Origin of the sequence: Treponema medium, assembly GCF_017161265.1 — a bacterium.
Taxonomy (GTDB): domain Bacteria; phylum Spirochaetota; class Spirochaetia; order Treponematales; family Treponemataceae; genus Treponema; species Treponema medium.
Genome location: NZ_CP031393.1, coordinates 1,305,655 through 1,324,615, shown reverse-complemented (window position 1 = coordinate 1,324,615; position 18,961 = coordinate 1,305,655). Strand labels below are relative to the sequence as shown.

17 protein-coding genes and 1 pseudogene are annotated in these 18,961 nt (G+C 44.2%); 13 read left to right on the top strand and 5 right to left on the bottom strand.

What is annotated here, in order from left to right:
• Nucleotides 1-6 precede the first annotated feature (6 nt).
• From sufB to DWB79_RS05925, 4 genes are read left to right on the top strand one after another with little or no spacing between them, the layout of a single operon-like run.
• Entirely contained in the window at nt 7-1,455 is a 1,449-nt protein-coding gene (gene sufB, locus DWB79_RS05940; protein ID WP_016523134.1) for a Fe-S cluster assembly protein SufB, read from the top strand.
• On the top strand, nt 1,455-2,780 hold the full coding sequence (gene sufD / locus DWB79_RS05935) for a Fe-S cluster assembly protein SufD (protein ID WP_016523133.1): 1,326 nt from the start codon (nt 1,455-1,457) through the stop codon (nt 2,778-2,780). The genes sufB and sufD overlap by 1 nt, the downstream gene beginning before the upstream one ends.
• Nucleotides 2,773-3,969 carry a SufS family cysteine desulfurase gene (locus tag DWB79_RS05930; protein WP_016523132.1) on the top strand — a complete coding sequence of 399 codons (1,197 nt, stop codon included), beginning with the start codon at nt 2,773-2,775 and terminating at the stop codon, nt 3,967-3,969. The genes sufD and DWB79_RS05930 overlap by 8 nt, the downstream gene beginning before the upstream one ends.
• 8 nt (nt 3,970-3,977) lie before the next feature.
• Nucleotides 3,978-4,763, top strand: a complete 786-nt coding sequence (locus DWB79_RS05925; protein WP_016523131.1) for a TIGR00282 family metallophosphoesterase — start codon at nt 3,978-3,980, stop codon at nt 4,761-4,763.
• Nucleotides 4,764-4,946: 183 nt separating this feature from the next.
• Here DWB79_RS05925 and trxA read toward each other — a convergent pair whose 3' ends face one another.
• The 3 genes from trxA to DWB79_RS05910 form a co-directional block, all read right to left on the bottom strand.
• Nucleotides 4,947-5,252 carry a thioredoxin gene (trxA, locus tag DWB79_RS05920; RefSeq protein WP_016523130.1) on the bottom strand — a complete coding sequence of 102 codons (306 nt, stop codon included), beginning with the start codon at nt 5,250-5,252 and terminating at the stop codon, nt 4,947-4,949.
• A 172-nt stretch (nt 5,253-5,424) separates the two neighbouring features.
• Nucleotides 5,425-7,317: a hypothetical protein gene (locus DWB79_RS05915; RefSeq protein ID WP_016523129.1), complete on the bottom strand. Its 1,893-nt coding sequence runs from the start codon at nt 7,315-7,317 to the stop codon at nt 5,425-5,427.
• A 119-nt stretch (nt 7,318-7,436) separates the two neighbouring features.
• Nucleotides 7,437-8,246, bottom strand: a complete 810-nt coding sequence (locus tag DWB79_RS05910; RefSeq protein ID WP_016523128.1) for a class I SAM-dependent methyltransferase — start codon at nt 8,244-8,246, stop codon at nt 7,437-7,439.
• Between the two features lie 204 nt (nt 8,247-8,450).
• Between DWB79_RS05910 and glpK the strand changes: the two genes are divergently transcribed.
• From glpK to DWB79_RS05870, 8 genes and pseudogenes are all read left to right on the top strand, one after another.
• Nucleotides 8,451-9,944, top strand: a complete 1,494-nt coding sequence (gene glpK, locus DWB79_RS05905; protein WP_016523127.1) for a glycerol kinase GlpK — start codon at nt 8,451-8,453, stop codon at nt 9,942-9,944.
• A 3-nt stretch (nt 9,945-9,947) separates the two neighbouring features.
• Nucleotides 9,948-11,501, top strand: coding sequence for an NAD(P)/FAD-dependent oxidoreductase (locus DWB79_RS05900; RefSeq protein WP_016523126.1), 1,554 nt, complete (start codon nt 9,948-9,950; stop codon nt 11,499-11,501).
• A 51-nt stretch (nt 11,502-11,552) separates the two neighbouring features.
• Complete coding sequence (locus DWB79_RS05895; RefSeq protein ID WP_016523125.1) at nt 11,553-12,800, top strand: NAD(P)/FAD-dependent oxidoreductase; 1,248 nt, start codon at nt 11,553-11,555, stop codon at nt 12,798-12,800.
• Nucleotides 12,801-12,917: 117 nt separating this feature from the next.
• Nucleotides 12,918-13,499 carry an SAP domain-containing protein gene (locus DWB79_RS05890; protein WP_016523124.1) on the top strand — a complete coding sequence of 194 codons (582 nt, stop codon included), beginning with the start codon at nt 12,918-12,920 and terminating at the stop codon, nt 13,497-13,499.
• Between the two features lie 86 nt (nt 13,500-13,585).
• Nucleotides 13,586-13,885: pseudogene (locus DWB79_RS12180) on the top strand (tyrosine-type recombinase/integrase); the annotation flags it as partial.
• 323 nt (nt 13,886-14,208) lie between these two features.
• Entirely contained in the window at nt 14,209-14,985 is a 777-nt protein-coding gene (locus DWB79_RS05880) for a hypothetical protein (protein ID WP_016523123.1), read from the top strand.
• A gap of 131 nt (nt 14,986-15,116) precedes the next feature.
• The gene (locus DWB79_RS05875) at nt 15,117-16,142 is read left to right on the top strand and encodes a DUF4365 domain-containing protein (RefSeq protein ID WP_016523122.1); all 1,026 of its coding nucleotides are present in this window, start codon (nt 15,117-15,119) and stop codon (nt 16,140-16,142) included.
• 192 nt (nt 16,143-16,334) lie between these two features.
• A complete protein-coding gene (locus DWB79_RS05870; RefSeq protein WP_016523121.1) occupies nt 16,335-16,919 on the top strand; it encodes a RipA family octameric membrane protein in 585 nt (194 codons plus the stop codon).
• Nucleotides 16,920-17,204: 285 nt separating this feature from the next.
• Here the strand turns inward: DWB79_RS05870 and DWB79_RS05865 are convergent, their stop codons facing one another.
• Complete coding sequence (locus tag DWB79_RS05865) at nt 17,205-17,549, bottom strand: winged helix-turn-helix transcriptional regulator (protein WP_016523120.1); 345 nt, start codon at nt 17,547-17,549, stop codon at nt 17,205-17,207.
• A gap of 132 nt (nt 17,550-17,681) precedes the next feature.
• Between DWB79_RS05865 and DWB79_RS05860 the strand changes: the two genes are divergently transcribed.
• The gene (locus tag DWB79_RS05860; protein WP_016523119.1) at nt 17,682-18,071 is read left to right on the top strand and encodes a nuclear transport factor 2 family protein; all 390 of its coding nucleotides are present in this window, start codon (nt 17,682-17,684) and stop codon (nt 18,069-18,071) included.
• A gap of 67 nt (nt 18,072-18,138) precedes the next feature.
• Here the strand turns inward: DWB79_RS05860 and recO are convergent, their stop codons facing one another.
• Nucleotides 18,139-18,927, bottom strand: a complete 789-nt coding sequence (gene recO, locus DWB79_RS05855) for a DNA repair protein RecO (protein ID WP_040859089.1) — start codon at nt 18,925-18,927, stop codon at nt 18,139-18,141.
• Between the last annotated feature and the right edge of the window lie 34 nt (nt 18,928-18,961).

The following is an 18,961-nucleotide window of genomic DNA, read 5'->3' as shown; positions in this document are numbered from 1 at the left end:
GCGGCTATGAGTAATGATTTTAGAGATTCCCGCTCGCCCCTGTTTCAAACGCGGAAGCGCACCTTCGTTTCCGATATTGAGCGGGGCATTTACGATATAAAGGACAAAATCGATTATCAGTATTCCACCGGTATGGGGCTGAATGAAGATGTGGTGCGGAAGATTTCTGCCCGCAAGCTGGAACCCAAGTGGATGCTCGACCTAAGGCTGCAATCTTTGCAGTATTTTTTTGAACGGCCGATGCCGGACTGGGGCGCGGATATTTCCGACCTCAATATCCAAGATATTATCCATTATATAGTTTCGGATGAAAAGCCGATGGCGACCGACTGGGATCAGGTACCGGAGGAGATTAAGCAGACTTTCGACCGGCTCGGTATTCCCAAGGCGGAGCAAACCTCGCTGGCGGGCGTCGGCGCGCAGTATGATTCCGAAGTGGTGTATCACAGCCTGCAGAAAAACCTTGCAGACCAAGGGGTTGTGTACCTTGATATGGAATCGGCGGTGCTGCAATACGGTGATCTTGTCCGCGAGCATTTTATGAAGCTGATAAAGCCGAACGATCATAAGTTTGCGGCGCTGCACGGTGCGGTATGGTCGGGCGGCTCGTTTGTGTATGTACCCAAGGGCGTCAAGGTCGAACTCCCGCTGCAATCCTATTTCAGACTGAATGCGAACCAGTCAGGGCAGTTTGAACACACGCTGATTATCGTCGATGAGGGCGCCTATCTGCACTTTATCGAAGGATGCAGCGCACCTAAGTATTATAAAAATGCGCTCCACGCAGGCGCCGTCGAGCTGTATGTCGGCAAAAAGGCGACTATGCGCTATTCCACAATCGAAAACTGGTCGCGGAACCTCTACAACCTGAATACCAAGCGGGCAATCGTAGAAGAAGACGGCGCTATCGAATGGGTGTCCGGTTCGTTCGGATCGCGTGTTACCATGCTCTATCCTATGAGTATTTTGAAAGGCGACCGCTCGCGCTCCGAGTTTACCGGCGTTACCTTCGCTTCCGCGGGGCAGTGTCTCGACACCGGTACTAAAACCGTCCATATCGGAAAGAACACCGTGTCCGAAATGCACTCGCGCTCGATTGCGAAAAACGGCGGCGAATCAAACTACCGCGGTTTGCTGGTTATCGGTAAGGATGCAACCGGCGCAAAGGCGCTCGCCGAATGCGAATCCCTGATGCTGGATAACGAGTCCCGCACCGACACCATCCCGATTATCGAAAACCATACCGACGATGCCGACATCGGACACGAAGCGAAGATCGGACGCATCAGCGATTCGATGATTCTGTACCTAATGCAGCGCGGCCTCGACGAAGCGACGGCTAAATCCTTGATTATCAAAGGCTTTGTCGAACCGATCTCCAAAGAGCTTCCGCTCGAATATGCCGTCGAGCTGAATAACCTTATTTCCATTGAGCTGGAGGGGACGATAGGCTGATGAGAAACGACAACTATTTTAAACGGCTCGATTATCATATACAGGATGTACCGACGGCTCCTTTTTCCGGTATTTTTTTTCATACGGAATCTAAAACCGCGCAGTATCTGCCGATTGAAGACTTCCTCAAAACATGCAGTGCGGAGCAGGTTGCAAAAATATTCAACACCGAAAAGTCTCCACGCGAAAAAAACTGCGGACTGGGAAAGCGTTTTACCGATGAGGTGCAGGCAAAGCGGAACAGCGGCTTTTATCTCAAAATTGAAGCTGATAAAGCTGAATACGATAGGATCGCCGCTGATACTGCTGCTCATGCAGCTTCGGGCAATAGTGATAGCTGTAAAACTGTGAGTGCAAGCTCCGGCGCTAATCACGCTAAGAACAGACCCGAAGCGATGCAGGATTTTTTCGTGCGCTTCACCGTTGACGCGGCTCATTCCGTGTTGTTTGACCGGAGCTATATCGATATAGCGGATAACGCTGCGGCGCGGCTCATCCTGTACTTCGATACCGATGAAAAGACCCCGGCGCTGCAATCATATCGGAACGGACTCATCAGTATTCATGTTGGGAAACAGGCTACAGTCGAGATTATCAAGATTCAAAACTTTGCAGACACCGCGCTCAATTTTGAAACGGTGCGGATGGATGTCGGCGAAAGAGCACGGGTAACCGTTCACGACATACAGCTCGGTTCGCAAAAAAGCGGCATCTCCTATTCTTCCTATATGCAGGAAGATTGGGCGGAAGTGTATATCTTCCCGCTGTACTTTGTCGATAAAACGCGCCGGATGGATCTTGAACATAATCTGATTATCAACGGCAAGAGTACGCTGTCGGAGATAAAAGCCCGCGGCGCGCTCAAAAACGAGGCGCATAAGGTTTTCCGCGGCAATATTTTCTTGAATAAGGGCTGCTCCGCCTCCGTCGCCCGCTTTGCGGATAATAGTATCATGCTTGATAAAAATGCCGTCGGTACGAGCATCCCGACCATCTTCTGCGATGAGGATGACGTTATCGGGGAGCATGCCGCGAGCTTTGCCGCCATCGATAAAGAAAAACTCTACTATTTAATGAGCCGCGGCTTCGACGAACTCAGCGCAAAAAAACTGATTATCGACGCTGCCTTCCGCCCCGTCTTTAACAGTATTCCTGATGAGGCAATACGGAACCGGCTGAACGCAGAATTTGATGCACGCCTATCAACGCAGATTCAACCTCAAGCGGATAAAACAGCCGCATCCAAAATCGGAACAGCAACATCCGGCACCGAAACAGCGGCGTCAGACAGTGCCCAAGGCAAAATGGGGGCGACACATGTATAAGCAATACTTCCCGTTACTGCAAAATCGGAATATTCACTATTTGGATGCTGCCGCAACTGCGCAGCGTCCGCAGGCAGTGCTCGACGGCGTACAGGCGTACTACACCCGCAGCAACGGAAACGCAGGGCGCGGCTCCCATACCCTTGCGATGGAATCCTCCGCACTGATTGAAGCTGCCCGCACTGCGGTAAGCGGTTTTATCGGCGCCGACGATTCCGGCGAGGTCATTTTTACCAAGAATGCGACCGAATCGCTCAATATTATTGCATACTGTTACGGATTAGAGCAGCTCCATGCCGGCGATGAAATAATCATTTCAATTGCCAACCATCACGCAAACCTTATTCCGTGGCAGTTCGTTGCACGGAAAACCGGCGCCGCGTTGCGGTATGTCTACCTCGATGAGCACGGCAACTTCGACATGGCGGGTTTTAAAGCCCTGCTCGGCAGCCGCACCAAAATTGTAGCGGTAACCGCCGCCGTAAACACTACCGGCGTTGTCTTTCCGGTACGGGAAATCATCACGGAGGCGCATAAGCACGGCGCCGTCGCCGTTATCGATGCAGCACAGTCCATTGCGCATTTTCCGCATGATGTTGCGGCATGGGATTGCGACTTTCTCGCGTTTTCGGGACACAAGCTCTATGCGGAGTTCGGCGCCGGAGTGCTGTATGCCAAGCGCACACTTATCGAAAAAATGCCGCCCTTCCTTTACGGCGGCAGCATGATTGAATTCGTCGGCGAACAAACCAGCGAGTTTAAAGCGGACGGTGCGAAGTACGAAGGCGGCACCTTAGATACCGCTGCGATTCATTCTTTACAGTTGAGTATCGACTTTTTGAAAAAGCTCGGGCTTGAAGAATTGCATAGCTATGTGGAAGGATTGCACCGCTCACTCTTAACCGCCTTAAAAAGCCTCGACTTTGTAGAAGCGTACTATACGGATGCACAGCGGCGGGTACCAACCGTCGCCTTTAACGTCAAAGACGTCCATTCGCACGACACTGCGTATATTCTGGATGAGCAAGGCGTTATGGTCAGAAGCGGACACCACTGCACGCAGCCGCTAATGGACTACATGGGCATCAACTCCTGCTGCCGCGCAAGCCTCGGCATCTACAACACGCAGGAAGACATCGACGCCCTCGCCGCCGCCCTCAAAAAAGTGTACGAAATCTTTAAGCGGTAGATTGCATAATGGGTGATGAACTGACTCTTTTTTTCGGCGGAGATATCTGCGGAACACTCGGCGTCGATATTGCAGTACGAGTGATACCGGAGCTGATTAAAGCTGAAAAACTTGATTTTATAATCGTAAACGGAGAAAATGCGGCGAAAGGCTCCGGCATAGAATTGGAACAAGCCGCGCGGTTATTTGCTGCCGGAGTTGATGTTATTACCGGCGGGAATCACAGTATGGAGCGGTTTGACTTGCGAGCCGGTTTCGGACAGGAACCACGGATACTGCGCCCTGCAAACTACCCGCTTGCGCCGGGCAGCGGTATCATCACCGTGCGTAAACCGCAGGGGACGTTGACGGTACTGAATATCCAAGGAAGAGAAAACATGCGCCCAATCGATTGTCCCTTCCAAACGGCTGACCGTTTATTAACGGAACAGGCTGACGGCATAGTTATGGTTGATTTTCATGCGGAATCGGTACAGGAAAAAGAGGCGCTCGCGTATTATCTTGACGGGCGTGTTTCCTGTGTATTCGGCTCTCATACCCATACGCAAACCGCCGATGAACGTATCCTCACAGGAGGTACCGGCTACATTACCGATGCAGGTATGATAGGAGCATTCCATTCAATCATCGGCAGCTCTATTGAGGCTGCTGTAGCTCGAAGCCTCACCCTTACCCCGCAAACCTTCAACATACCGGAAACCGGAGAAGCGCTATTCTGCGGCATTATTGCAAGGATATCATTGGAAACAAAAAAAACGCTTTCGTTAAAACGGGTATATAAGGCGGGAATCTAAAGACCGGCAGTTCGGCAGGACAAAACTGCTCGACCGGTCGGCATGTTCTAAAATATTTTCTTATTCGTGCGAGGGTCTAATATACCCATCGTTTCTCGGCAACACTCTGCGTCTGGGGTGTTGATTGATGTGGAGAGGAAAATACCCCGACTTTGCATCGGGGTATGGTGATTGCCTGCTTGGTTAGAGCAATGCCAGTATCTTGGCTTTATCAATAAATCCGAGAGAGCGTTTAACTTCTTTTCCCTTTTTGAAAAGGATGAGCGTCGGAATACTGGTAACACCGAATCTTACTGCAAGGTCTTGCTGTTCGTCTACATTGACCTTCGCAAGAACGGCTTTTCCATTAACTTCCTTTTCTGCTTCTTCAAAAACGGGACCAAGCATCTTACAAGGCCCGCACCACGGCGCCCAAAAATCTACCAATGCCGTTTCAGCATCATTGATTGTCTTATCAAAATTTTCCTGATTTAAGTGTAGTATAGCCATACCAATTTCCTCCATAAAATTCGAAACACGTTGTTTGCCGGCTAGCCGGTAATTATCTATTCAGATATTGTTAAGATACAAAAAAAGAACGCTATCGAATAGAGGATATGCATTTTTTTCCTGTTTAGGTAAATTCAACTACTGAAACGACATCAGACTTATGCATTTCTCATTACACAGAATGTAACACAAGCCATAAAATATAGTATTCCGTATAAAGCCTTAATGCTCCTTTATTTTTTACTTTTGCCAAACCGGGCGTACTGACAATTGCATCTGCCAGATTGCGAATACGATCGGAAGTTAATTTTAAGAAAGATTGCGTCCTGTGCGCTATCTTTACTTGATCTCTGATGAAGGAGTTAACATCCTCAGTATTTTGCTTTCTAATTACCGGATCGATGATCGTATTCCACAGATCGAGCTGTTCAATAATACAATCCTGTAGACTTTTATTTGCAGGAATAAATTCAGCCTGCAGTTCGCTCGCAATTTCCCGCGGTGAAACTTTTTTATTAGTGGTTCCCGGTTGCTGCGGCAAAGATCCGGTCTTAGAATTTCCTGTCCGAGTGGTATGACGCGACTTCCTTGGACGCATAAAGAAAGCAATAATAGAAGATATAATAGGAATCGTATACCAAAAAGGCAACAGAATTTTTGCATCCGTTAAAAGCTCTTGCCTATTCATCATAAATAAATCGGTATAGGATAATAACCGGTCACGGGAAAATATTCTCCGAATTTCCGCAGCTTGATGTTCCGTAATACGTTTATCGGCTGAAAGCATTGGAATAAACGGGGCGCCTAGTAAGGCATACAATATCGGTACGTATTCCGCACATAAGGTTTTGAGTAATTGGTTAAATGCCGAATCGGTGTGCATTGCTTCGGTTTGTTCAAAGCGTATCAGCTGTTGATACCATTTCTTTAAGCAAACATCTCGCAATTTTTTTCGGTTATCGTTTACCAGCGAGATAATCAACGGTACCGTTTTATCCAGCATGATGTAGTATCGCTCCCCATCGGGAGTTTTAAAACTGAGAAGATCAGGTAAATTACTATCACCGTCCGAACTGGTTTTTCCCCGTATATATTCTTCAAGATCCTCTTGACTATATTGCCCAAGCAGCGGCACTCCGCGAGAATCTTTAAAATTAACAATGGCAGCCTTATTAAAATAATATGGAGGTTTTTGGAGCGCCAAATCAAGATTCTTTAATGCAGTTTCCCGTTGAAGTGCTTGCTGTGTTTTATTCCGGTAATAGTTATTTAGGTATTCAATAATAAAGATAGCTTGCAAAATGGTGATTTCATCACTCAGTTTTTCAGTTTTCTTTGAAAATTCCTGTTTTACAACCGAGCAAAGATAGCTCCAATACAAATATACATCGCCTGATTTTTTCAATGTATACATGGCTTCGGAAGAATGGGCTTGAATCGTAAGAATAAATTTTCTAATTGAATACTCTTTTCCGGGGTTGGCCGTTATCAACTTCTTTTGAATAAAATCCCGTAATTCATCCTTCTGAAAGAAGAACCGTAATTTTGCAATCGCAAGATCAAGCATCTGATCGGTAGAAAAATTTCCCGGAAAGATAAGCGGAGGAGTGTCATCCGGGAACATAAGTTGATACAGAAAGGTATCGTTTTCTACTTCCGGCTGCAGTTCGGTGAAATCGGTATTGATCCTAATATAACGAAGAAAGCGTTTGGAAAAATTCTGGGGTATTGCACTGGCAAGCGGAAAAGGCAATTCCGGCTTTTCACGAATCGTCTCATATTGACGGGCTACCTTATCGAGGAAATAGAATGGAACAAAGACAACTTTACCCTTCCGTTTATCGTCAATGAGCTCTACTTTTCCTTCCGACTCAAGAGCTTCCAGTTCCGTTAACAATCTTGTTTCCGATATATCAATGAAAGAAGCAACATCCGGCTTTTCGGCTATATTTCTTTGAGCATACTTTCGTAAATAATCGGTTAATTCACTAATCCCAACAAATGGACTATTAAAACGCAGAGCATAAGTGCGCAAAATATCCGGGAGTCTTACACTAACAGCCATTTGCTTCTTATTATCTCATACTTTTTCTAATTGAACAAGAGGAAAGCTAAAGTTTATGGGCACCCCTAAAATGGCAAATTTATCGGCTTATTCTATAAGGAAATAATTACCGTATTCGCTCAATTCAATTTTAACTGCAAAATAATAGTTCTGCCACCATCATCGCACACTTTCATCGCGATACGGGTATACAGTTTTAATTTACGTTTCAGCATCTTGCGCGCGGTGGTATAAAAAGTCCGCTGCTCTATCAGCTCCATACCGCATTTTTGCGCAAAGGCAGAACCGTTATCAACATAAAAATACATCTGCGCCGACGTATTGCCTGTTTTTTGTACATATTTATTGGCATATTTTATACCGATTGCATTTGTCGCATCAAAAATTAATTCACCCTTCGGGAAGAACTCCTTAATCGCCGATAAAAAAGCCAGCACTTTTTCTTCGCGGAAATACTGAAAGACGCCGGATACAATCAGCAAAGACGGAATAGAAGTGTCAACACCATCCGTCCACTCCAGCTTAAAAATATCTGCATCGATCAGCGTTTCGTTTTCTCTTGTATTCAAAATATTTTTACGCAATGCTATTACTTCGGGTAAGTCAATTTCGTAAAACGGAGCTTTGATTTCAGGTAATCTAAACGCGGCAGTTTCCAATCCGGCTCCAAGATTAATGATATTACATTTTTCATGCTTGGCATAAAAATTTTTTATCATCTCGTCAAAATTATAATAGCGAGCCACCGAAGCCAGCATCGTATATTCGGACGACGATTTCCAAATCCGCTCAAATGTTCCTGCCGGAATTTTTGATTCCAACGACAAAGCTGTTTCATCATAAAAATATTCAGGAAAATGTTTAGACGCATAAATTCGCGCAGCCATCGGTATCAGCATTGTATCAGCTACGCCGTTAAATTCGTTCATAACAACCTCCATTCAGACTTGTACAGGAAATGCTAAAAAATCTAAAACCTTTGTTTTAACACTCCGAACGATCCATTCCTGTCTACTACATATACAAATTAAATTAAGGCTTTAAGTCAAGAGGGGGCAACATTTTTATCCGGTAAGGCTGGTATGCAACCTTGAACTTGCATAATTACCGAAACCGACTTATAGTATTATAGTATGAAAAAGTATATTTTATCATTCGATCAGGGAACAACCAGTTCCCGTGCTATTTTATTTGATAAAGCCGGTATGATTATCGCTACTGCACAACAGGAATTCACCCAGATTTTCCCCAAGTCCGGATGGGTGGAACACGATGCCATGGAAATTTGGGGAACACAGAGCGGTGTTGCCCGGCAAGTATTGGAAGAAACCGGAACGCGCCCCGATGAGGTTGCGGCAATCGGGATTACCAACCAGCGCGAAACCACCGTCGTGTGGGATAAGAATACCGGAAAGCCCGTGTACAATGCGATTGTGTGGCAATGCCGCCGTACCGCTTCCATCTGCGATGAACTTAAAACAAAGGGATGGACGGATACGATACGGAAAAAGACAGGCCTGATTGTCGACGCCTATTTTTCCGGCACGAAAATAAAATGGATACTCGATAATGTAGCGGGAGCACGCGAGCGGGCGGAACGGGGCGAGCTGTTATTCGGGAATATCGACACGTGGCTCATCTGGAATTTAACCCGCGGCAAGGTACACGTTACCGACTACAGCAATGCATCCCGCACCATGCTGTTCAATATCAACACCCTGCAATGGGATGATGAAATTCTGACGGAACTGAATATTCCGCGTTCGATGCTGCCGGAGGTAAAACCGTCGAGCTGCGTGTACGGCAAAACCGATGAACGCACCTTCGGCGGCGCTGATATCCCCATTGCAGGAGCTGCGGGAGATCAGCAGGCGGCGCTGTTCGGACAGGCGTGCTTTGAAGCGGGCATGGCGAAAAACACTTACGGTACCGGCTGCTTTATGCTGATGAACACCGGCACTGCGCCGATTATCTCGCAGAACGGACTGTTAACGACAATCGCATGGGGCATCGGGGACACGGTAACTTACGCGCTTGAAGGAAGCATCTTCGTAGCGGGAGCTGCCGTACAATGGCTGCGGGATCAACTCCGGCTGGTGTACGACGCTGCAGAAACGGAGTATTACGCAGAGCGGGTAGAAGATACCAACGGCGTATACGTTGTGCCCGCCTTTACCGGCCTCGGCGCTCCGTATTGGGATATGTATGCGCGGGGTGCGATTGTGGGTTTAAGCCGCGGTACCAAGCGTGAACACATTGTCCGCGCCACCCTTGAGTCGATTGCATACGGGACACGGGATGTCCTTTCCGCAATGGAAAAAGATTCCGGCATCACGCTCAAGGCGCTGAAAGTAGATGGAGGCGCGGCGGTCAATAATTTTTTGATGCAGTTCCAAGCCGATATTTTGAATGTACCGGTACATCGCCCTCAGGTGCTGGAAACAACCGCGCTTGGCGCCGCATACTTGGCGGGACTGGCAGTCGGCTTTTGGAAAGATATGGAAGAAATTAAACGCAACTGGGCAGTAGACCGCGTATTTAATGCTCAAATGGATGAAGCGGCGCGGACACAGCGCTATGCCGGTTGGCAAAAGGCGATAACACGCGCCATGGATTGGGAAGACTAACTCATGTATGATGTGATTATAATCGGAGGGGGTGTTGTCGGGTGTGCTATTGCGCGGGAACTGTCGCAGTACCGGCTGAGCGTTGCATTGCTCGAAAAGCATTCGGAGATTTGCGAAGGTTCCTCCAAGGCAAACAGCGCTATCGTGCACGGAGGCTTTGATGCAAAACCGGGCACATTAAAAGCCCGCCTCAATGTACGCGGAAACGAGTTGATCCGCCGCCTTGCGCCGCAGCTTCAGTTTCATTTTAAACAGATAGGTTCGTTGGTTGTCGCCTTTTCAGATGAAGATATGGAAGCAATCAAAATGCTCTATGAACGGGGCATTGCAAACGGCGTGCCGGAGCTTGAGATTTGGAATCGGGAAAAGACCTTAGCGGAAGAGCCGAACCTTTCCTCCGAAACGAAGGGGGCGCTGTTTTGCGGGACTGCCGGTATCGTGTGTCCCTTTGGAATGACGTATGCCTTTATCGAAAATGCGGTAGAAAACGGCGTTGAGCTGATATGCGATGCCGCGGTAACCGGCATACAAAAAATAGATGAGGATATTCAACACGCGCCAACACAGGATACCGCCGTTCACGCTGTAACTGCACAAACGTCGGCGCAAGAACATACCTTTTCCGTAACGACATCGCAGGGAGTTTTTACTACGCGATATGTTATCAACGCCGCAGGACTGTACGCGGATAAGATTGCCGCGATGATCGGCGATTACGATTACACTATCAATCCTCGCAAAGGTGAGTACCGTGTGTTGGATAAGGTATGCGGCGATCTGGTACATCACGTTATCTTTCAGGCGCCGACCAAAATGGGCAAGGGCGTTCTGGTAACCCCTACCTATGATAACAACCTTTTGGCAGGGCCGACGGCACAGGACGTTGACGACCGCGAGGATACTTCGACAACGCTTACCGGTCTGAACAAGATTGATAGTTCCGCAAAAAAATCGGTACCGGCGCTCGACTTCCGAAAAACCATCCGCACTTTTACCGGCGTGCGCGCCCGTCCGAGTACCGGCGACTTTATGATCTACGCTTCAAAGCATGCAAAGGGATTTATCCACGCCGGAGGCATCGAATCTCCCGGATTGAGCTCGGCGCCGGCAATTGCAGAATACGTTGCGGAGCTTTTGCAGTATGCAGGAGCGGAGCTAATAAAAAAACCGCACGTTGTTAGTGCACGGAAGGGTATCCGTCAGTTTTCTGCCCTTTCCAACGAAGAGCGGGCGACCCTGATTGCGGAAAATCCGCTCTACGGACGGATTATCTGCCGCTGCGAAACGGTAACGGAGGCGGAAATCGTTGAAGCGATCCGCCTTCCTGCCGGAGCGCGTACCGTTGACGGTGTTAAGCGGCGGGTACGTCCCGGAACCGGACGCTGTCAAGGAGGCTTTTGTACGCCGCGCGTTTTGGAAATCCTCAGCAGGGAATTACAGCTGCCGATGGAAGACATCGCCAAATCGGACAGGGGTACGGAGATCGTATTGGGAAGGTTAAAGAACACCGCAGAGAGTGAAATCCGCAGTGATAATTCCCCAAAGCATTCAAGATAACCTGTTCAGAAACGGAAGGTTCCGAACAGGTTGATTAAACGGAAAAAGAACATGATGAAATATGATGTTGTAGTGATCGGGGGCGGCCCCGCAGGTTTGGCAGCAGCCCTCGCCGCGCGGGAAACCGGCGTAAAAAAAATTCTGATTATCGAACGCGACCGTGAATTGGGCGGCATCCTCAATCAATGTATCCACGCCGGCTTCGGCTTGCATGAATTTAAAGAAGAACTGACCGGGCCGGAATATGCGCAGCGTTTTATTATGCAGACTGCGCAAACGGATATTCAGATAATGCTGAATACAATGGTACTCGATATTTCGCCGGAGCGGCTTATCACTGCGGCAGGGACGGACGGGCTTAAAACCATACAGGCCGGAGCCGTTGTGCTTGCGATGGGTTGCCGCGAACGCACTGCGGGCGCGATTGCCGTAAAAGGGTACCGTCCGGCGGGTGTATATACTGCGGGCATGGCGCAGCGGATGATGAACATGGAAGGCTGCCGCATGGGGCACGAGGTTGTCATTTACGGCTCCGGCGACATCGGATTGATTATGGCGCGGCGCATGACGCTCGAAGGTGCAAAGGTAAAAGCTGTCGTAGAGATTATGCCGTTTTCGAGCGGGCTCAACCGGAATATTGCCCAATGTTTGGAGGACTACGGTATCCCGCTTTTGTTAAGTCATAATATCAGCTTTATCCACGGAAAGAATCGGCTGGAAGGGGTTACCGTTTCGCAAATCAATTCGCACTTTAACGAAATCGAGGGCACGCAAACATATTATCCCTGCGACACGCTGCTCCTTTCGGTAGGTCTGATCCCCGAAAACGAACTTTCGGTAAAAGCCGGTGTCACACTCGACCCGATTACCAACGGGCCAATGGTTGACAGCGCGATGCAAACAGAGATACCGGGAATATTCGCCTGCGGTAATGTGCTGCATGTACACGACATCGTCGATTTTGTAACACGGGAAAGCAGAATCGCCGGTAAACACGCAGGGCTATACGCGCTCGGTGCGCTGACCGATTCGGCTTCCGTTCCCTGTACGCCCGGCAAAGGTATCCGCTATGTGATGCCGCGCAAGGTGTTGACGCAAATGTCCGACGGAGTGAATCTCTTTATGCGGGTGGATGCCATCTACCAAAACTCAATCGTATCGGTAAAATCGGGAAACACGGTGCTTGCAACAAAACGGATTGCCCGCATGATTCCCTCCGAAATGATCAACATACCGTTGACCGCCGAAAAGATACGTTCCTTGACGGAACCGATCACCGCAGAAGTTACAGCGCAGTAATGGAGTGTTAGTCGGACGCGATGCGCACAGAAATCAGGATATCAGTATTGATGATAGTATGATAACCGTTAATGCATATAGTCATACAATAATCACGCCACATAAGCAAAAGACTCTATGACAATACAAGAATTCGAGAATAAATATTGGTACATGAGTGAACTCAAAGCATTAGCAAAATCGCTTGAAATTCCTTTTGATTTAAAAATACGAAAGGATCAGCTTGAAAAGATGATTATTCATTTTTTGGAAACCGGAACAGTAAATAAAAAGAATAGTTATCGGAGAAAAAGCCGGAATAGAGACATATTGAATAGTCATACTTATGTTGAAAATTTTAGCAACAAAAAAGCAACATGGGAATTCATACATAGTGAGATGGATAAACGGATGCCGGGATTACAACCGAAATCAGGGGCAAAATATTGGCTTAATCGATGGATTGAAAATAAACTGTCCCATGGTGAAAAAATAACGTATAATGATGTCATTTGTGAATATATTCGGCTAAACAAAACAGAAGAAAAGCTACCCCAAATTCCATCCTGTAAATTTAATAACTTTATAAGTGATTATCTGGCAAATGAAAAAAATGCAACAAGAGAAGATGCTTTAGACGCATGGAATAAGCTAAAAGCTATGAAGGTCAAAAAAGATTATATAACGTGGAAAAAGAATAAACATATCTCCGACGCATAAATAAACATATAAAGAAAATGTAATCTTCCCTCTTCCCTTGCGAAAAAAAATATCCTAATGCCGGTAAAACTTAGAGATGACTGTGAGTGTTTCCTCAAGAACGTCGATGGCAGAATAAAGAGACAGGTGTGCAGGGGCGGCATCATATCGATCCTTCGATTATTCAACGCACCTTGCACGAAGCTGTTTTATGATCGAGAATTCCAAAACCAATCGGCTACCATATGTTCCGCTATTCATTTGCAACACATCTACTGGAATTTGGTTACGATATCCGTACTATCCAAGAACTTCTCGGTCACAGCGATGTTTCAACCACTATGGTTTACACCCATGTCCTCAACCGCAGCGGTCAAGGCGTTCAAAGCCCTATCGACCGAATGTGATTTGTTTTAGCTTGTTTAGTGAAGATAGGCCTAATCTGGTTGTTGATAATTTGTTCCGATTGATATTATGGAAGAAAGATGAAGCTGCTTGGAGAGGTGTCAGTTTAGATTGAAAATGCGTAGTTTTTATGATATTATGAGGAAAGGTCGAAAGGGTGTTGAACGGATGCTGCGCGCCCGTTCAACGGAGCGGCGGACGCCTTCGGCGCCTAGAAGAGAAAGAAAAATTTTGTTCATACTGAGAAAAAATAAAATTCTAGTAAAGACAAAAAACGATAGTTATTTTGTCCGTTACCGCGAAAATAATAAGGAGATAAATGAAGATGAAGGTAAAAAAATCTTATAAACTAAATACAATTGTTTTTGCTTTGATATTAATTATTGTAAGTGCGATCTTATTATATATTACCTATAATTATATACAGGATCCAATTGCTATTGAGATATGCAAATCAATTGCTTATTCTATAATTACGGCTGCTTTGTTCACAATTATAATAAGTATTTTTGAAAGAAATCATTTTGAGGAAACATTACGGACTTTGCTTGAGAAAAATCTTCCTTTTTTGGATAGACTTGAAAAAAAAGGATTAGAAGGTTTTGAATCAGGGTTTCCACTAAAAAACGATACTTATGAAGAGAATTTTATCGAAAGCGAAACCGTTACAGTAGTAATGAATGACGGTAAAAGATTTTTTGCTAATAATGTTGAATTATTCAGAAAAAGATTTAATCAAAGTTATAAAACGACAAGATTTATTTTATTGGACCCCGATGCGGCGGACTCAATTTCTGTGTTAACAAGGAAAAATGATCATGAAGGAGATTATTACATAAATAAAATTAATGATTTTATTAAGGAACTGAAGAAAGAGTCTATAAATAGGTATCATAAATTAGAAATTTACACACAAAATTTATATACAACTATGGCTGTTATTTTAATGGATGATTATGCAATGATAAGTTTATACAGAATATCACCGGGACAAGACGAGGTTCCCCATTTAGTATTTAAAAAGAACGAATATGATAATTGTGACTATGAAAAAATAAGAAAGGATGTCGAAAGATTATTGAAATATGGAAAAATTCGATAATCTAAAAAGTGTTATGAATAACTATAGTTTTTCATAACAAAAAAAAACGTCTAATACCCGCTTCAACCTGACATTGCTATGCAATCCAGATTAAGTGGATGTTAGACCGGCGCCTTTGACAGGAGAAAATAATGCCAAAATTAAAAAAAACTTCAATTACAGCAAAAAAGGGTATTAATTTCTTAAAAGGAATAGTTGAAGATAATGGCTCAATTTTTCATAAAATTGAACAAGAAAATGATTTTGGAATTGACTGTATTATTGAGTTTTTCAAAGATGAAGAACCAATAAATATTAGCATTGCCTTTCAAATTAAGTCTGGATCTTCTTATATAAATAAAAAAAATAGAACCGCAAACATACCTGTTGAAAATCATTACGAGTACTGGTCTAAGTACTCATTGCCTGTTTATGGTTTAGTATATAATGTTGAAAAAAAAGAGGCTTATTGGATTAATATCAAGGAATATCTAAAATTAAATCCTACTCATAAAAATATTGCATTTAGTATTAATAGAAGTAATACATTATTAGAAGAAAATTATCAGGACTTATTTTTCCCGTTAATGATTGGAAAAACACCAAAACTAACAGCCACTGATAGTATAAGCTTTTTTCAATCAAATTATGTTGATGAACATTTTATTGGAATGTGCTCGTTATTTAGGAATTATATAAATAATAAAGAAACTTGGGACAACTTTATTGATTATTTAAAGAATAAATCTATAGAGTTCATTTCTGATCAACTAATCTATTATATTGCACATATTCCATGGCATGGTGATATTTTTTATGTTGGAGAAAAGATCTTACCTACAACTTCTGAATACGCAAAATTACAAATTTCAGAATTTGATGAAGAAATGACAGTTAAGTTGTTATCACTTATTGATGAAGATACTGGAATAATAAGAGGTAGTCTTGGTGAATCTATTGAAGCAATAATAAGTTGTATAAAAAATAAATCAGATATATTGAAAAGTATAATTAGTAATACCAAGCATACCGAAATGATTAGATATTTTGCTTCTATGATCTTAATCTACTATGATAAAACGGAAGTATGTTTCCTTAGAAAATATAAAGACATTGAAATAATAAATACAATAATTGAGTTTGTCGAAAAGTTTGGAGAGTTTGATTTCTATATGTAGAAATTCGGTCTAACACCCGCTTCAACCTGACATTGCAGACGGAGCCGCAAATGCGGTTTAAAACAATGTTAAATTCTCCCGCCTAAAAGCGGGCAAGAGAAAATATTTATTCAGATAATATGCATATTGATGTAATTAAAATTATAAGTATTAGTTTGTAAATATTGTTATTATATCGAGAGGAGTAAAAATATGGACAATGAAAAACAATATCATTTATTAATCAAAGCGAGAAATTTTCATTATGATAATTTCAATAAATGGATGACTTTTTTTTATGTTGCAGTTGGGGCGATTTTTGTTGGATACTACAGCATTGTGGAAAAAACAGAATTAAATTTCGAAAAAATAATAATTCTATCTATCGGATTACTTGTGTCTATATTCTGGTATTGGTCATGTAAAGGATATTACTACTGGATTACCAATTTCATACAATTAATTCAATTATATGAGGAAAAGATGCCTCCGATGAATCGTGTGTATTTTTGTATGGTAAATAAAGCGAGTAACAATAACTATTGTAACCCAGTATCAGGTGCAAATATTTCAACATCGAAAATAACATTATTATTTTCTTTTATTGTGACATTTTCATGGAGCTTATTATTAACTAATAAAATAATACACATTAATAAACTAAATATAATCTGGGGTAAAATTAGCATTCTATTTTATTGTATTTCTTTTGTTATAACCTATATAATATTAGTATTAATACCTTACTTGTTCTTGCAAAGTGATATATCAAATTATCCAGAATTAAAAAACAGATAACCTAACACCCGCTTTAACCTGACATTGCTATGGAAATTGCTTATGGCGCCTCGCCCCTTGAGCAGCTCCGCTTTTTTATGCAACTTTCGCGCCAACTTGCCGCCGCTATATGCGACGGCAAAGCCACAAATGCAGGTTAAGCGAATATCAGGTTGACAACCAAGGCCACTTATAAACAATTATCAAAAGACCTATCTGCGGGAATTTGATATTTCAACCTTCTATAGATTGAAAATGATTCCATAAATAGATTTCACTATAAAAAATAATATATCGAGAAAAATTCTACTCGCTTTTTCCTTTTTGTATTTTATTTAATTCGGCGATATAATTCAAACCAAAAATCTCAATCTCGTCTAATACTTTTCGAAACTGAGTTCCCAATTTACTCAAAGAGTATTCAACATGAGGCGGAACTTCGGCAAAGACTTTGCGGTCGATTAGTTTATCTTTTTCAAGCTGACGGAGCTGTCTTGTTAAAACAGTTCGAGTTGTTGTGGGCATTAATCTTTCGAGTTCATTAAACCTTTTTGTGCCCGTACTCAGATGATACAAAATTATAATCGCCCATTTTCCTTGCAATACTCTTTGAGTAGTAGCGAAGGGACACTTATCATACATCGACATCATGAAAAATCCTTCATCAGTATTATTTTTGATACTATGTATTATAAATGTTCGTACTTACAAAATCAAGACTAAAGACTATAATGATACTTAAAGAAGTGAGAACCACTTCTAAATATTTACTGGAGGAATGTTATGAAACATGAAGTAATGAAGGTCTTTGATGCTTATCGAGATGCACTGGAAAAGGGCGATTTTGCGGGAGCTTTTGCAACAATGGCCGACACTGTTGTATGGCACATGGGAGGCGAAAGTTCGCTTTCAGGTACGATCATAGGGAAACAAGCATTGGGTGAGCGTTTAGGAGAATTTGCAAAAAGGAGCGGCAGTACATTTAAAGTTATTACCAATTGGGCTGCGAGTAACGAGTGTTTTGTTGCTGCAAGTGTTGTTTCCCTAGCGGAGAGAGGTGCGGATAAGCTAAATGATCCTGGTATCGATTTATTCAAAATAGAAAATGGCAAGATACAAGAAGTATGGACTTTTGCCGAACAACAATCGGCAGAAGACAAATTCTGGGGCTAAGATAGCGGTTTTCTGTGTTATAGATCATACATCATAGCGCACCGGCAAATCAAGCGAGTGTTTATGATTACACATACCCCATCTGAAAGGTTTTGAGCGGTGCCCCTGCCATCTTTTCGGTTAAGAAGAAGAGGAACCGCTTGAGCTCCCCATAGGCGGCGGGGCTGAGCGGCAAGTGCCGTGAATAGCCGGGAGCTTTTTCCGTTACGGCATACAGATACCTGAAAGCCTCTGCTGAAAGCGGAAACGTATGGGCATCGAACCGGCGGCAGGAACTGCAAAAGCACTCATCCTCTGCGGGACTATACACAGCGCAGCACGTTTCCGCCGGGGATGACGCAGCGTTCGCTGGAATTTCAGCGTCGGCTGCAATCTCGATGCCGCACGTGCCGCAGTGGAATATATCGGGGGCAACGCCTGCGGTCTGCAATAGCCGCCATAAAAAGCGCAGGAGCCCCCGCTCGCATCCTTCATCGTCGGACACGCACAGCCCATCCAAAAAAGCGTTTACCAGCTGCCAGTTCACCGTGCCGCAGGTCTTTATCGTGATTTCGCTGCACACAGCAGCGCACCAGCTGCGGGCTAAACTTTCGCGCAGCTCCATCCGGTAGGCGCTCACTGAAAAATCGGTAATTTTGTTTGAATTTTTTATCGGGTTTGAATAGAGCCAGACCTGCCCGCTCTGATAGGTAGAAACCATCCCCCGCAGTTTACTCCGTGCGCCGCCGAACAGGGTTGCCGGTACAATGGTACACCCGTGCTCCTGCGGCACAAGGAGCGACACGTTCCGATGGTCGCTGCTAAAAGAAGAAACCGACAGCACAAGCGCCTCGGTATTCCAAGAACGGTTACTCATACTGCCGGTTTTATGGTCGGAGCGTGTAAGTACG